Raw genomic sequence first — 14,173 nt, 5'->3', positions numbered from 1 at the left:
CTCGGCGGGGGCGCTACGAAGCGGGTGCGGCCGGCGACAGCGGGACCGTCCAGGGCAGGGCGATCCAGACCGTCTTGCCGCCCTCCTCGGTCGGGGTGACCGACAGCCGCCCACCGGCCTCGGCCGTCAGCGAGCGGATGATGACCATCCCGCGGCCGTTGTCCTGCTGCACGGCCGCGGGCAGCCGCTGGGGCCAGCGCGGATGACTGTCGGTCACCCCGATGCGCAGCCGTTCCTCGCGGTCGAGCCGTACCTCCACGGTGAACGTGGGCGACCGGCCGAAGGTGTGCTGCACGGCGTTGGTCACCAGCTCCGAGACGATCAGCCGGACCGTGTCCGCCGTGGCCGCCTCACCCGGCAGCCCCCAGTCGGTCAGGAGGTCCGCCACATACCGTCGGGCGGTGGGCACCGAGGCGGGCTCGCTCGGCAGGGTGATGGATGCTTCCTGGTGGTCGGCCATGGCGACGCTGTCCCTTTCCCGCCGGACCGGACTCCGGCACAGCTGATGACTGCGCGGACGGCCTCGGACCGTGCTGCGCGACAGCCTGCCACTGATCGCACCATCCGCACCTCCGATCCACCGAGATCTGCATATATCTGTCGCTCAAAGCGGTGAACTCTGCAACGCGAGACCGTATTTGGGCGCCGGAAAGATAACTTCTCCGCCTTGACGCCGTTCGGCGTGACGGAGAAGAACGCGGAGAGGGGATTCGGCCATGCGGCATATTCCGGTGGTACGTCGGCAGCGGCTCGGCGAGGAATTGCGCAGGCTGCGCCGTAGCGCGGGGCTCACCAGTGGTCAGACGGCGCGGCTGCTCGGCTGGCACCAGTCGAAAGTGAGCAGGATCGAAACCGGCGTCAGCGGGGTGCGGGACGGGGATCTGGCGGCGCTCCTCGACGCGCTGGGCATCGAGGACCAGCGGCTGCGCTCGCTGCTGCGGGCCCTCGCGGGCACGGCGGACGGCACGGGGTGGTGGACGGCGTACAGCTCGGTCATCCCACCCACGTACCGGGACTTCATCGCCCTGGAGTCCCAGGCGAGCACCGCGCACACGCTGGAGACCTCCGTGGTGCCCGGGCTGCTCCAGACCTCGTCCTACGCCCGCGCCGTGACCAGGGCGGCGCTGACGGGGAAGCCGGACGGGACGGTGGACTCCCTGGTCGATGTGCGGCTCACCCGCCAGGAGGTGCTGACGCGCGACGAGAGTCCGCTGCGGCTGCACGCCGTGGTCGACGAGGCGGTGTTACGGAGAGAGGTGGGCGGCCCCGGGGTGATGCGCGATCAGCTGCGGCGGCTCACCCGGCTCGCCCGGCTTCCGCAGATTTGTCTCCAGGTGCTGCCGTTCACCGCCGGCGGCTATGCCGGGTTGACGGGGCCTTTCGTCATCTTCTCTTTTCCGAACATTACCGATCTGGATTTAGTCATTCTCGACCATTTAACGAATAGCCTCTATCTGGAGCGGAAAGAGGACCTTGAGGCGTACCGCGTCGCCTTCGACGCGATGCGGGCGCACGCCCTCTCGACAGAGGATTCATCGGATCTCATCGCCGGGATCAGTGACGGCGCGTAGGGAGCATCATGTCCGCTTGCCTCGCACAGCCCCCCACCCCACATCCCGTACCCCTTTCACCCCCGCGGAGCTGGCGGCGCAGCAGTCACAGCGTCGGCGCCAACAACTGCGTGGAGTGCGCCCGGAACGACGCGGGCGCGCTGGCCGTACGGGACTCCAAGAACCTCGCCCTGCCCCAGCTGGCCTTCTCGCCCGGCGCGTGGACGTCCTTCGTCCGCGCGCTGGACGGACGGCGGACCGGATCGCAGGGCGAAGTCCGCTAGCGCGCGTCCGGGCGCGGTGACGCGGTCCCGGGCGCGAGGGCGACGATCGTCCGTACCGCCGCGCCGATCTGTTCCTCCGTCAGGTCGGCGCGGGCGGTCAGCCTGATCCGGGAGATGCCGTCCGGGACCGAGGGCGGGCGGAAGCAGCCCACGGCCAGCCCCGCCGCCCGGCACCCGGCCGCCCAGTCCACGGCCGCCTCGGGCGACGGCGCCTGTACGGAGACCACGGCGGCGTCGGGGCGCCCGGCCGTCAGCCCCGCCCCGGTCAGCAGCCGGTGCAGCGTACGGGCGACCTCCCTGGCCCGCTCGGCGCGTTCGGGCTCCCGACGCAGCAGCCGCAGACCCTCCAGGGCGGCGCCCGCGGCCGCGGGCGCCAGTCCCGTGTCGAAGATGAACGTCCGCGCGGCGTTGACGAGATGGTCGATCACCCTGGCCGGGCCGAGGACGGCGCCGCCCTGGCTGCCCAGGGACTTGGAGAGGGTGAGCGTGGCCACCACCCCGGGGGCCCCCGCGAGCCCCGCCGCGTCGAGGGCGCCCCGGCCGCCCGTGCCGAGCACGCCCAGCCCGTGCGCGTCGTCGACGAGCAGGGCCGCGCCCCGGCCGTGGCAGACCGCCGCCAGCCCGGCGAGCGGCGCGGCGTCACCGTCCACCGAGAAGACCGCGTCGCTCACCACCAGCGCGCGCCGCCCCGGGTGAGCGTCGAGTGCCTTGGCGACGGCCTCGGGGGCCGCGTGCGGTACGACGACGGTCTCGGCGCGGGAGAGCCGGCAGCCGTCCACGATCGAGGCGTGGTTGCCGGCGTCGGAGACGAGCAGTCCGTCACGGGAGGTGAGCGCGGTGAGCGCGGCGAGGTTGGCCGCGTACCCGGACGAGAAGACCAGCGCGGCCTCGAAACCGCAGAAGCCGGCCAGCTCCCGTTCGAGTTCGGCGTGGAGTTCGGTGCTGCCGGTGACCAGCCGGGACCCCGTGGCGCCCGCGCCCCAGCGGCGGGCTGCCGCCACGGCGGCGCCGGTCACGGCGGGGTGCCGGGCCAGCCCGAGGTAGTCGTTGCTCGCCAGGTCCAGCAGGGGCGAGTCGGCCGGGCGCGGCCGGAGCGCCCGGACCAGCCCGGCCCGCTCGCGGCGCCGCGCCTCGCCGTCGGTCCAGTCGAAGGGATCGGCCGGCTGCGGGAGGCCGGTCCGGTCGAGAGGATCCTGCTCCATCGGTCCCGTCCTTTTGTAGGCAGCTCACAGACCCTAACCGTCGTCGAACCCATTGTTAGTGTGGCTATGCACACACCTCGATCAGGCGGTGTTGTGGGGTTCCTCCGTGGCCAGGACGCGCCCCGTGCGCCAGGATCGGCACCATGGATCTGCTGAACACGCTGGTGGAGAAGGGCCTGCGGCGCGAGCTGCCGACCCGCGAAGAAGCACTCGCCGTGCTGGCGACCTCCGACGACGAGCTGCTCGACGTGGTCGCGGCGGCCGGCAAGGTGCGCCGTCAATGGTTCGGGCGGCGGGTGAAGCTGAACTATCTGATCAACCTGAAGTCCGGCCTGTGCCCGGAGGACTGCTCCTACTGTTCCCAGCGGCTCGGGTCCAAGGCGGAGATCCTCAAGTACACCTGGCTGAAACCGGACGAGGTGACCAAGGTCGCCGCCGCCGGGGTGGCGGGCGGCGCCAAGCGGGTCTGTCTGGTCGCCAGCGGCCGGGGGCCGACGGACCGGGACATCGACCGGGTCTCGCGGAGTATCGAGGCGATCAAGGACCAGAACGGGGACGTCGAGGTGTGCGCCTGCCTCGGGCTGCTCTCCGCCGGGCAGGGTGAGCGGCTGCGGGCGGCGGGCGCCGACGCGTACAACCACAACCTCAACACGTCCGAGGCGACGTACGGCGACATCACCACCACCCACACCTACGCCGACCGGGTGGACACCGTGGAGCGGGCGCAGGCCGCCGGTCTCTCCGCCTGCTCCGGTCTGATCGCCGGCATGGGCGAGAGCGACGAGGACCTGGTCGACGTCCTTTTCTCGCTGCGCGCGCTCGACCCTGACTCGGTGCCGGTCAACTTCCTGATCCCGATGGAAGGGACCCCGCTGGAGCGGGAGTGGCACCTCACCCCGCAGCGCTGTCTGCGGATCCTGGCGCTGGCCCGGTTCGTCTGCCCGGACGTGGAGGTCCGGCTCGCGGGCGGGCGCGAGGTGCATCTGCGGACGCTGCAGCCGCTCGCCCTGCACCTGGTCAACTCCATCTTCCTGGGCGACTACCTCACCAGTGAGGGCCAGGCGGGCCAGGCGGACCTGGACATGATCGCCGACGCGGGCTTCGAGGTGGAGGGCGCCGGGGCGACCACGCTGCCGGAGCACCGTACCGGAACCGGCGGCTGCGCACCCTGCGGTGACGGCGGCAGCGGCGGCACCTGCGGCGGATCCGTCGAGCCCGCGCAGGCCGGGAAACCCGTGAAGGCCACGGAGGCCGAGAAGCCCGCGAAGGCCGCGCAGACGGCACCGGCCGCCGGGGGCCCGGAGCAGGCTCCGCCGGGACTCCGTACGGACCTGGTCTCCGTACGGCGCAGGGGCGCCGGCACGGACCTGGCGCCCAATGCCTGAGGTGTCCTCCCCCGCCGGACCGCTCACCGCCGGCACGCTGCTCGCCCTGGACCGCGCCCATGTCTGGCACCCGTACGGGCCGATGCCGGGCCGGACGGATCCCCTGGTCGTGGAGTCCGCCTCCGGGGTGCGGCTCCGGCTCGCCGAGGCCGCGTACGGCCGGCGTGAGCTGGTCGACGGCATGTCGTCCTGGTGGTCGGCGATCCACGGCTACAACCACCCCGTGCTCAACGAGGCGGCGCGCGGCCAGCTCGACCGGATGAGCCATGTGATGTTCGGCGGGCTCACCCACGAGCCCGCCGTCCGGCTCGCGGCCCGGCTGGTCGAGATCACGCCCGAGCCGCTGCGCCATGTCTTCCTCGCGGACTCGGGCTCCGTCTCGGTCGAGGTCGCCGTCAAGATGTGCCTCCAGTACTGGCGTTCGGCCGGCCGCCCGGCCAAGCGGCGGCTGCTGACCTGGCGCGGCGGCTACCACGGCGACACCTGGCAGCCGATGTCGGTGTGCGACCCCGACGGCGGAATGCACGGGCTGTGGTCGGGGGTGCTGCCCCGGCAGATCTTCGCGGACGCGCCGCCGGCCGCGTACGACGAGACGTACGCCGACGGGCTGCGCGCGCTCGTCGCCCGTCACGCGGACGAACTCGCCGCCGTGATCGTCGAGCCGGTGGTCCAGGGCGCGGGCGGGATGCGCTTCCACTCCCCCGCCTATCTGCGGGTCCTGCGGGAGGCGTGCGACGCGCACGACGTGCTGTTCGTCCTGGACGAGATCGCCACCGGCTTCGGCCGTACGGGGACCCTCTTCGCCGCGGAGCAAGGCGGCGTGTCCCCCGATGTGATGTGTGTCGGCAAGGCGTTGACCGGCGGCTATCTGACGATGGCCGCGACGCTGTGCACCGAGCGGGTGGCCGAGGGCATCGCCCGCGGCGAGGTCCCGGTGCTGGCGCACGGGCCGACCTTCATGGGCAATCCGCTGGCGGCGGCCGTCGCCAACGCCTCGATCGACCTGCTGCTCGGCCAGGACTGGGCGCGCGAGGTCGGGCGCGTCGAGGCGGGACTGCGCCAGGGGCTGGCGGAGGCCGCGGAGCTGCCGGGGGTACGGGACGTACGGGTGCTGGGCGCGATCGGGGTCGTCCAGCTCGACCACGAGGTGGACCTGGCCGCGGCGACCCGCGCGGCGGTGCGCGAGGGCGTCTGGCTGCGGCCGTTCCGCGATCTGGTGTACACCATGCCGCCGTATGTGACGGGTGATGAGGACATCGCCCGGATCTGCCGCGCGGTGGTCGCGGTCGCCGCGGACGCGGCGGCCGCACGGCGGAAGGACTGACCGGGCATGCCCATCATGATCGTGACCGGGACCGGGACGGAGATCGGCAAGACCGTCGTGACGGCCGCCGTGGCCGCGGCGGCGCTGGCCAGGGGCCGCACCGTCGCGGTGCTCAAACCCGCACAGACCGGACTTGCCCCGGACGAGCCGGGGGACGCGGCGGAGGCCGTCCGGCTCGCCGGCCCGGTGACCGCGGCCGAACTGGGCCGGTTCCCCGAGCCGTTGGCGCCCGCGACGGCGGCACTGCGGGCCGGCGCGCAGCCGGTACGCCCCGACGAGATCGCCGTGGCGGCCGAGAAGCTGGCCGCCGAGCACGATCTGGTGCTGGTCGAGGGCTCGGGCGGGCTGCTCGTACGGTTCGACGCGGCGGGCGCCACGCTCGCGGACGCCGCCCGGCTGCTGGGGGCCCCGGTCCTGGTGGTGGCGGAGGCCGGACTCGGCACGCTCAACGCGACCGCGCTCACGGCGGAGGCGCTGCGGGCCCGGTCGCTGACACCGCTGGGTGTGGTGATCGGAAGCTGGCCGGCCGCGCCGGGGCTGGCGGCGCGCTGCAATCTGGCGGACCTGCCCGACATGGCGGGCGCGCCGCTGCTGGGCGCCCTGCCGGCGGGTGCGGGGGCGCTGGACCCGGCGGAGTTCCGTACGCGGGCGGCGAGTTGGCTGGCGCCGGAGCTGGACGGCGGGTGGGACGGGGCCGCGTTCGCGAGGACCTTCGCGCCGGAGCCCGGGTAGGCCGTACCGGAGAAGTCCCGCCTGGCCGGCGCTACTTCTCGACACGGCCTGGACGCCGGAGCCGGTGGGAGGGGTCCGTACCTGTGTCCAGGGCGCCCTGGGGGGTCGTTCCCGTCACGGGTGGGTAGCGAATCCGGGCGCCCGGTTCCCGACCGTACGCGTCACGCGTGAGGAGCGTCCATGACACGGCCCTTCCGGTTCGGTGTGAACATGACCACGGCCACCGGCGGCGACGAGTGGCGCAAGCGGTGCAGACGCGCCGAGGAGCTGGGGTACGACGTGATCCTCGTGCCGGACCACCTCGGCATGGTCGCGCCGTTCCCCGCCCTGGCCGCCGCCGCGGAGGCGACCGAACGGCCGCGGCTCGGGACCTTCGTCCTCAACGCCGCGTTCTGGAACCCGACGCTGCTCGCCCGGGAGACCGCCACCGTGGACGCGCTGTCCGACGGGCGGCTGGAGCTGGGGCTCGGCACCGGTTACGTACGGGAGGAACACGAGCGGGCCGGGCTGGAGTTCCTGCCGCCCGGCGAACGGGTCGACCTGCTCACCCGTACCGTCGACGAGCTGGACCGGCTGCTCGGCGACGCGTCCCACGTGCCGCGCCCCGCGCAGTCCCCGATGCCCCCGCTGCTGATCGGCGGGAACGGCGACCGGGTGCTCCGGCTGGCCGCGGAGCGGGCCGCGATCACCGCGTTCACGGGGGCCCGCCACACCCCGGAGGGACTGCGCGCGATCACCGCCGGCGAACTGGCCGAACGAGTCGCCGTCTACCGGGGGTTCGAGGCGGGCCGGGCGGCGCCCGCGGAGCTGAATCTGCTGCTCCAGTTCGTCACCGTCACCCACGACCGCCGGGCGGCGGTGCGGGAGTTGCTGTCGAGGGTGGGACTCGACGAGGACGAGGCGCTGGAGCTGCCGCTGCTCGCCGTGGGCACCGTACGGCAGATCGCCGACCAGCTCAGGGCCCAGCGCGAGCGCTACGGATTCACTTATCTGACGGTCCTCGACCCGTACATGGAGGCGTTCGGCCCGGTGATCGAGGAGTTGCGCGGCGGATGACCGCGACCGCCGGGAGGGATGGCGGTCGGCACGGGCGGCCGGGACGGTCGTCCGAGCGAGTGGACCGACGGGCTACGGGGTGAGGACGATCTTTCCGGCGACGGTGCCGGATTCGGCCAGCCGCATGGCCTCGGAGGCGCGTGCGAGCGGCAGTTGGGCGGCGATCCCGGCGGTGACCTCACCGCGCTGGTGGGCCGCGAAGACCTGGGTGAGGTCGGCGCGCAGCCGGGCCCGGAACCGGTCCTTGCCGAAGGATCGCCCGGCCCAGATGTTGAAGAAGTAGGCCCGGCGGCCGTTGGGCAGCGCGTTCCAGACCCACACCCGGGCAAGGATCTTCATCACGGGAAGCTGCTTCGACCCGGAGTCGTCGCGGGTGGAGGCGCTGCCGTACGAGACGAGCGTCCCGCCGGGGGCGAGAAGGCGCCAGGAGTCGATGACGCTGCGGCCCCCGACGTGGTCGAAGACGGCGTCCACCCCGCCGGGGGCCAGCTCGCGCACCCGCGTGGCGACGTCCTCTGTGCGGTAGTCGACGGGGGTGACCCCCCGCGCCCGCAGGCTGTCGTGGTGGCGGGCGGAGGCGGTGCCGATCACCTTCACGCCCGCGGCGCGGGCGAGTTGGACGAGGACCGAGCCGACGCCGCCGTTGGCGCCGTGCACCAGGACCGTCTGTCCCTCGCGGATCCGTGCCTTGCGGTGCAGCATCTGCCAGGCGGTGATGCCGTTGACCACCAGGGTCTCCGCCTCCGCCGCGCCGATCCCGTCGGGGACCGCGACGGTGTCCGCCGCCTCCACGACGACGTGGCTGGCCCAGCCGCCGACCTTGACCAGTGCGGCCACCCGGCTGCCGGTCAGCGCGGGGTCGACGCCCTCGCCGGTCGCCAGCACCGTGCCGACCAGGTCGTACCCGGGCACGAAGGGGAACGGCGGCTGGTCGTAGTAGCGGCCCCGGCGCATCTGCTGCTCGGCGAAGGAGACCCCGGTCGCCTCCATCCTGATCACGACCTGCCCCGGACCCGCGACCGGGACCGCTCCCCGCCGGATCAGCAGCCCCTCCGGCTCCACCGTGCCCGGCAGGACGACCTCGACGAGTCCTTCGGCGTTCATGACGACCTCCACTGCGCTGCGACTTTGACTATGCGCTTTCGCGTTCGTTAGAAGTTATAACGCTTCACCGGGAGGAGTGTCAACGCGATTCGCAATACCCTCTAACTGAGTCTTGAGGGTGTTCCACACGGTGGTTCCACGCAGCGGCTCCACGCGGGTGGCTCCACTCGGGTGGGCAGATCTCACGGGACGGGACGGCCGACGGGGCCTCGCGGCGGTCTGATTGGGTTGCTTTCATGAGCGATCTCCACATCCGCCCCGCCACCCACACGGACATCGTCGCCGTGCTGCGGTTCTGGCGCGAGGCCGCCGAGGGCACGAGCATCAGCGACGACCACGACGGAGTGGCCCGGCTCATCTCCCGGGACCCGGAAGCCCTGATCCTCGCGGAGCGGGACGGTGTCCTCGCCGGGACCGTGATAGCCGGCTTCGACGGATGGCGGTGCTCCGCCTACCGGCTCGCCGTGCACCCGGACCACCGCCGGCGGGGCATCGCGAGCGCCCTGATGAAAGCGGCGGAACAGCGGTTCGCCGCGCTGGGCGGGCGGCGGATCGACGCCATGGTCCTGGAGGCCAACGAGCGCGCCCACCACACCTGGGCCTCGGCCGGATACCACCGTGAGGACCGCTGGCGACGCTGGGTGAAGCCGCTGAACGGCGCCGGGAGCGCCGAACAGCCGCACGGCGCCTGAAGGACGCGCGCCTTCCACCTCCGTACGCCCTCACGGAGAATGGCCCAGGATCGCCGCGCGGTCCCCGGCGCGTGCGGCGATCCTGGGACGGAGGTGACCGGATGATCGAAGTGCTTCTGCTCCTGCTGGCGGTTCTGCTGGCGCTGGCCTGCGGAGCGTTCGTCGCGGCGGAGTTCTCCCTCACCACCGTGGAACGCGGCGATCTCGAACGGGCCGCGGAGCGCGGGGAACGGGGCGCGGCCGGGGCGCTCAAGGCCGTACGGAGCCTGACGTTCCAGCTCTCCGGCGCACAGCTCGGCATCACCGTGACCAATCTGGTCGTCGGGATGATCTCCGAGCCGTCCATCGGGAAGCTGATCCGCGGGCCGGTCGAGGCGCTGGGCCTCGCCCCCGCCACCGCGTCCTCGGTGGCGCTGGTCATCGGCACGGCCCTGTCGACGATCGTGCTGATGGTCGTCGGCGAGCTGGTGCCGAAGAACTGGGCGATCTCCTCACCGCTGGCCGTCGCGAAGGTGGTGGCCACACCCCAGCGGTGCTTCAGCGGCACGTTCCGTCCGTTCATCGCGCATCTCAACAACACGGCGAACCGGATCGTGCGCGGGTTCGGCCTGGAACCGACCGAGGAACTCGCCTCCGCGCGCGGCCCCCAGGAGCTGGTCGCGCTCGCGCGCCACTCGGCGGAGGCGGGCGCGCTGGAGGAGGACACGGCGGAGCTGTTCGTACGGACGCTGAGCCTGGCCGCGCTGACCGCGGAGAACGTGATGACGCCCCGCGTGCAGGTGATGGCCCTGGACGTACGGGCCACCGCCGCGGACGTCGCCAACGCGACCCGTGCCACCGGCCTGTCCCGCTTCCCCGTCTACCGGGGCAGCCTGGACAGCGTCGTCGGCATCGCGCACATCAAGGACGTCCTGGCGGTCCCGGCGGAGCGGCGGCCCCGGCTCGCGGTGGCCGAGCTGCTGCGCGAGCCGCTGCTGGTGCCGGGGAGCCTGACCGTGGACACACTCCTCGACCGGCTGTCGGACGGCGTCACGATGGCCGTCGTCATCGACGAGTACGGGGGGACGGCCGGGGTGGTGACGCTGGAGGACATCGTCGAGGAGGTCGTGGGCGAGGTACGGGACGAGCACGACCCGCACGAGCTCTCCGACCTGGCGCCGGTGGGCGAGGACGCCGAGGGCCGGGCGCTCTGGTCGGCCGACGGCGCCGCGCGCGCCGACCAGCTCAGGACGGCCGGGCTACGGATGCCCGAGGGCCCGTACGAGACGCTCGCGGGGCTGGTCGCCACGGAACTGGGCCGGATCCCCGCCGAGGGCGACCGGATGACGCTGGAGGGGTGGGAGCTGGAGGTCGTGGACGCCACGGGCCGGCGCGCGGCCCGGCTGCTGCTGCGCGCGCCCCGGCCGGCGGACGGGGCGGCGGACGCGGGCAGGGGCGGGGGCGGCCGTGGGGAGACCGGCGGGACCAGGGAAATCGGTGGGACCGGGGAGTGCGCCGGATGATCATCGCCCTCCAGCTCTTCGTCGCGCTGCTGACCCTGGCCGTCAACGCGTTCTTCGTCGCGGCCGAGTTCGCCCTGATCTCCGTACGCCGCAGCCAGATCGAACCAGCCGCGGAGGCCGGCGACCGGCGGGCGCGGAGCGTGATCCGGGGACTGGAGCACGTGTCGGCGATCTTGGCCGCGGCGCAGCTCGGGATCACGCTCTGCACCCTGGTGCTGGGCATCGTCGCCGAGCCTGCCATCGCGCACCTCCTGGAGCCCCTCTTCAACGCGGTGGGGGTTCCGCACGGGCTGGTGCATCCGCTCTCGTTCGTGATCGCGCTCACCGTCGCCACGTATCTGCACATGCTGCTGGGCGAGATGGTGCCCAAGAACATCGCCCTGGCCGGGCCCGCGCGGGCCGCGCTGCTGCTGGGGCCGCCGCTGGTCGCGCTGGCCGGTGCGCTGCGCCCGGTGATCTTCACGGTGAACGCCTTCGCCAACGGCCTGCTGAAACTGCTCAGGGTGGAGACGAAGGACGAGGTGTCCGCCACGTTCTCGGACGACGAACTGGCCCGGCTGGTCACCGACGCGGGCCATGCCGGGCTACTCGACGACCGGTCGGCGGAACGGCTGCACGACGCGCTGGAGCTGGGGCGCCGTCCGGTGCGTGATGTGGTGATGCCGCTGGAGCGCGTGGTCTCGGCGCGGCTCGGGGTGACGCCGGAGGGCCTGGAACGGCTGGGAGCGGAGACCGGCTTCTCGCGGTTCCCGGTGGTGGACCCCGCGCGCCGGATCCTCGGCTACCTCCACGTGAAGGACGCGCTGGACGCGGGGCCGCGCGAGGAGCCCTTCCCGGTCTCGGGGATGCGCGCGATCGCGCGGGTACGGGCGACGACCCCGATGGACGACGTACTGACCGCGATGCGCCGGGGCCGTACGCATCTGGCGGGGGTGCTGGACGAGGACGGGAAGCTCGAAGGACTGGTGACGATGGAGGACCTGCTGCGTGAGCTGGTGGGCCGGCACGCGTAGGTGCCCCGCGAACCTACCGCGCGGTACGATCGGCTCCGCCATGGAGATGAATGCTGAATACACCAGTTTTGTCGCGGTCGGGGACTCCTTCACGGAGGGCATGTCCGACCTGCTGCCGGACGGCTCGTACCGCGGCTGGGCGGATCTGCTCGCCGCCCGGCTCGCGGCCCGTACCCCCGGGTTCCGGTACGCCAATCTCGCCGTACGCGGCAAGCTCATCGGCCAGATCGTCGAGGAGCAGGTGGACCTCGCGGCGGCGATGGCGCCGGACGTGGTGACGCTGGTCGGCGGGCTCAACGACACCCTGCGGCCCAAGGTCGACATGGGCCGGGTGCGCGGACTGCTCACGGAGGCCGTGGAGCGGCTCGCCCCGGCATGCGGGCAGCTCGTACTGATGCGCAGCCCGGGGCGGAACGGGCCGGTGATGGAACGCTTCCGGCCGCGCATGGAGGAGCTGTTCACGACCGTGGACGAGCTGGCGGCCCGGCACGGCGCGCTCGTGGTGGACCTGTACGGGGCTCCGGCCCTCGGCGATCAGCGGATGTGGGACGTGGACCGGCTGCATCTGACGCCGGAGGGCCACCGCCGGGTCGCCGAGGCGGTCTGGCAGACGCTCGGGCTGGAGGCGGCCGACGACTGGCGCGCGGAGCTGCCGCCCGCCGAGGCCGAGCGGTGGCTCGCGCGGCGGACGAGCGACGCGCGGTTCGCCCGGCAGTACCTCGGGCCGTGGGTGATGCGCCGGGTGACGGGGCGCTCCTCCGGGGACGGCAGGGCGGCGAAGCGGCCGGAGCTGCTGCCGTACGAGGCGCACGGGGCACATGGCACACATGAGGTGCACAAGGCTTTGAAGTCATCTCATTTGGGTGGATAGGCTGTCATTCGTGGCGAGGATCGTTGAGCGGCTGGTGCCGGATGAGCTGTGGGAGCTGTTCCAGCGGGTGGTTCCGGAGGCGCCGACGCGGCCTCAGGGCGGGGGGCGGCGTCGGCACGGTGACCGCGAAGTACTGGCCGCGATCGTCTTCGTGGCGACCTCGGGCTGCACGTGGCAGCAGTTGCCGACTGCGGCGTTCGGGCCGTCCGGCGCGACGGCTCACCGGCGTTTCACCGAGTGGTCGAAGGCCCGGGTGTGGGCCAGGCTCCACCGCTTGGTACTCGACGAACTCGGGTCCCGTGGCGAGTTGGACTGGTCGCGGTGCGCGATCGACTCGGTGAACATGAGGGCGATGAAAACACTTCCTCGCCTTCGCCGCCATCGCCTGCACCCTCATCCGCTACCGCCAACTCACCAAATGAGATGACTCTTACGAGGCCTGGGAACACACGCCGCAGGAACACATGTCACAGGAACAGGCATCGCCGGGACACACGAGAACGGGCGCGGCGCGGTGCCGCGTGAACCGACAGTGGAATCACCTCACTGTTCTACGTGTTCACAAATACTGGCAGGGGCCTTGCCCCTGATCACCGAGCGCGAGGCCCAACTGGACCTCTTCCGCCGGTTACACCGCTACAACACCGCCCGCTCGCCTTCTCTCACGGCGTCTGCGGCTTGAATGGCACGTCCACCCCGCGCTCCGCGGCCGGCTCGCACCAACTGCTCGGACCACGTTAGGCAAGGTCTCCGGATGGTTTCCCGGGTCCGCGGCGATCCGTCCGATCGTCGCCCCGGGCCGCGAGCGGTACAGCGCGCCGCGTCCGCCTTCGACTGCGGCGGATAGCCGCCGATGACCACCAGATACCCATCCTCGGATCCGCTATCTCGTGTGTCCAGGACCAAGGGACAAGGCCCGGCATCAGAATTTTCTGGCCATACTTCAGGGGTGAGGTTTATTGCCCTCTGTTGTTCCCAAGACTGAAGTGGTCAGCGTGAGACAACAAGTCCATCTATCTGGGTAGTGGCTTAAGGGTTGACAGGTTCAGTTCACGATCAGGTACCGTCTCCACGGCCAAGCCGGGGCTGAGCTGAAATGAAACTGGCGGAAGCGAAACCGAGGGCGCGGTTCGACATGTGCGTGCGACGGCTGTAAAAGCTCGGTCCGGCCACCCGTTCACGCAGCTCCTATTCACCCCCCGGGTGACCCTGATTGAAAGGATAATTACTCCCCTCACCCTTGCCCTGTAGGCTGACGTCGTGCCCAGAAGGCACCTACAGAGGGATTCCAGAATGGACCTCGAAGAGAATCTCTTCGAACTCAGGACAAGTTGTCACCGTCACCGCGGAGAAGGTTTACCCCCTTCCTTCTCCATGGCGGAGTCCGCCCCAGGTGACCATCGCACCCTACGGGAAACTGCTGATGTTCAGTTCCCGCGATTACCTGCTGCCCCCCGG

General features: G+C 71.9%; 13 protein-coding genes and 1 pseudogene. 11 read left to right on the top strand and 3 right to left on the bottom strand.

Features of this window, described 5'->3' with window-relative positions:
- Positions 1–13 precede the first annotated feature (13 nt).
- Positions 14–460, bottom strand: coding sequence for an ATP-binding protein (locus ACFXKG_RS17395; protein WP_384839012.1), 447 nt, complete (start codon positions 458–460; stop codon positions 14–16).
- A gap of 256 nt (positions 461–716) precedes the next feature.
- On the opposite strand from ACFXKG_RS17395, the gene ACFXKG_RS17390 reads away from it, so the two are divergent.
- Both ACFXKG_RS17390 and ACFXKG_RS17385 read left to right on the top strand, forming a co-directional pair.
- Positions 717–1,571 (top strand): helix-turn-helix domain-containing protein, encoded by an 855-nt coding sequence (locus ACFXKG_RS17390; protein ID WP_384839009.1) that lies wholly within the window; start codon positions 717–719, stop codon positions 1,569–1,571.
- Between the two features lie 8 nt (positions 1,572–1,579).
- Positions 1,580–1,834, top strand: coding sequence for a DUF397 domain-containing protein (locus tag ACFXKG_RS17385; RefSeq protein ID WP_384839006.1), 255 nt, complete (start codon positions 1,580–1,582; stop codon positions 1,832–1,834).
- On the opposite strand, the gene ACFXKG_RS17380 is transcribed toward ACFXKG_RS17385, so the two are convergent.
- Positions 1,831–3,036, bottom strand: a complete 1,206-nt coding sequence (locus tag ACFXKG_RS17380) for an 8-amino-7-oxononanoate synthase (protein ID WP_384839003.1) — start codon at positions 3,034–3,036, stop codon at positions 1,831–1,833. The genes ACFXKG_RS17385 and ACFXKG_RS17380 overlap by 4 nt on opposite strands.
- Positions 3,037–3,179: 143 nt before the next feature.
- Here ACFXKG_RS17380 and bioB point away from each other — a divergent pair, with 143 nt between their 5' ends.
- From bioB to ACFXKG_RS17360, 4 genes are all read left to right on the top strand, one after another.
- Positions 3,180–4,421: a biotin synthase BioB gene (gene bioB / locus ACFXKG_RS17375; RefSeq protein ID WP_384839000.1), complete on the top strand. Its 1,242-nt coding sequence runs from the start codon at positions 3,180–3,182 to the stop codon at positions 4,419–4,421.
- Positions 4,414–5,745 carry an adenosylmethionine--8-amino-7-oxononanoate transaminase gene (locus ACFXKG_RS17370; RefSeq protein WP_384838997.1) on the top strand — a complete coding sequence of 444 codons (1,332 nt, stop codon included), beginning with the start codon at positions 4,414–4,416 and terminating at the stop codon, positions 5,743–5,745. Before bioB ends, ACFXKG_RS17370 begins: the two co-directional genes overlap by 8 nt.
- A 6-nt stretch (positions 5,746–5,751) precedes the next feature.
- Positions 5,752–6,477, top strand: a complete 726-nt coding sequence (gene bioD, locus ACFXKG_RS17365) for a dethiobiotin synthase (protein WP_384838994.1) — start codon at positions 5,752–5,754, stop codon at positions 6,475–6,477.
- 180 nt (positions 6,478–6,657) lie between these two features.
- A complete protein-coding gene (locus ACFXKG_RS17360) occupies positions 6,658–7,533 on the top strand; it encodes a TIGR03621 family F420-dependent LLM class oxidoreductase (RefSeq protein ID WP_384838991.1) in 876 nt (291 codons plus the stop codon).
- A 72-nt stretch (positions 7,534–7,605) separates the two neighbouring features.
- Here the strand turns inward: ACFXKG_RS17360 and ACFXKG_RS17355 are convergent, their stop codons facing one another.
- Positions 7,606–8,637 carry a medium chain dehydrogenase/reductase family protein gene (locus ACFXKG_RS17355; RefSeq protein ID WP_384838988.1) on the bottom strand — a complete coding sequence of 344 codons (1,032 nt, stop codon included), beginning with the start codon at positions 8,635–8,637 and terminating at the stop codon, positions 7,606–7,608.
- Between the two features lie 236 nt (positions 8,638–8,873).
- On the opposite strand from ACFXKG_RS17355, the gene ACFXKG_RS17350 reads away from it, so the two are divergent.
- The 5 genes and pseudogenes from ACFXKG_RS17350 to ACFXKG_RS17330 form a co-directional block, all read left to right on the top strand.
- Complete coding sequence (locus ACFXKG_RS17350; RefSeq protein ID WP_384838985.1) at positions 8,874–9,329, top strand: GNAT family N-acetyltransferase; 456 nt, start codon at positions 8,874–8,876, stop codon at positions 9,327–9,329.
- 101 nt (positions 9,330–9,430) lie between these two features.
- On the top strand, positions 9,431–10,831 hold the full coding sequence (locus ACFXKG_RS17345; RefSeq protein WP_384838982.1) for a hemolysin family protein: 1,401 nt from the start codon (positions 9,431–9,433) through the stop codon (positions 10,829–10,831).
- Positions 10,831–11,844 (top strand): hemolysin family protein, encoded by a 1,014-nt coding sequence (locus tag ACFXKG_RS17340; protein WP_384839293.1) that lies wholly within the window; start codon positions 10,831–10,833, stop codon positions 11,842–11,844. Before ACFXKG_RS17345 ends, ACFXKG_RS17340 begins: the two co-directional genes overlap by 1 nt.
- A gap of 40 nt (positions 11,845–11,884) precedes the next feature.
- The gene (locus ACFXKG_RS17335; protein WP_384838979.1) at positions 11,885–12,715 is read left to right on the top strand and encodes an SGNH/GDSL hydrolase family protein; all 831 of its coding nucleotides are present in this window, start codon (positions 11,885–11,887) and stop codon (positions 12,713–12,715) included.
- Positions 12,716–12,725: 10 nt separating this feature from the next.
- Positions 12,726–13,073: pseudogene (locus tag ACFXKG_RS17330) on the top strand (transposase); the annotation flags it as partial.
- Positions 13,074–14,173 lie beyond the last annotated feature (1,100 nt).

Source organism: Streptomyces sp. NPDC059255 (assembly GCF_042752355.1).
In the GTDB taxonomy this organism is placed as follows: domain Bacteria; phylum Actinomycetota; class Actinomycetes; order Streptomycetales; family Streptomycetaceae; genus Streptomyces.
This window is presented reverse-complemented; position numbering and strand designations above follow the sequence as displayed.

Coding starts and splice junctions, on each gene's coding strand:
- ACFXKG_RS17395 (WP_384839012.1), bottom strand. CDS start 460: ATGGCCGACCACCAGGAAGCATCCATCACCCTGCCGAGCGAGCCCGCC.
- ACFXKG_RS17390 (WP_384839009.1), top strand. CDS start 717: ATGCGGCATATTCCGGTGGTACGTCGGCAGCGGCTCGGCGAGGAATTG.
- ACFXKG_RS17385 (WP_384839006.1), top strand. CDS start 1,580: ATGTCCGCTTGCCTCGCACAGCCCCCCACCCCACATCCCGTACCCCTT.
- ACFXKG_RS17380 (WP_384839003.1), bottom strand. CDS start 3,036: ATGGAGCAGGATCCTCTCGACCGGACCGGCCTCCCGCAGCCGGCCGAT.
- bioB (WP_384839000.1), top strand. CDS start 3,180: ATGGATCTGCTGAACACGCTGGTGGAGAAGGGCCTGCGGCGCGAGCTG.
- ACFXKG_RS17370 (WP_384838997.1), top strand. CDS start 4,414: ATGCCTGAGGTGTCCTCCCCCGCCGGACCGCTCACCGCCGGCACGCTG.
- bioD (WP_384838994.1), top strand. CDS start 5,752: ATGCCCATCATGATCGTGACCGGGACCGGGACGGAGATCGGCAAGACC.
- ACFXKG_RS17360 (WP_384838991.1), top strand. CDS start 6,658: ATGACACGGCCCTTCCGGTTCGGTGTGAACATGACCACGGCCACCGGC.
- ACFXKG_RS17355 (WP_384838988.1), bottom strand. CDS start 8,637: ATGAACGCCGAAGGACTCGTCGAGGTCGTCCTGCCGGGCACGGTGGAG.
- ACFXKG_RS17350 (WP_384838985.1), top strand. CDS start 8,874: ATGAGCGATCTCCACATCCGCCCCGCCACCCACACGGACATCGTCGCC.
- ACFXKG_RS17345 (WP_384838982.1), top strand. CDS start 9,431: ATGATCGAAGTGCTTCTGCTCCTGCTGGCGGTTCTGCTGGCGCTGGCC.
- ACFXKG_RS17335 (WP_384838979.1), top strand. CDS start 11,885: ATGGAGATGAATGCTGAATACACCAGTTTTGTCGCGGTCGGGGACTCC.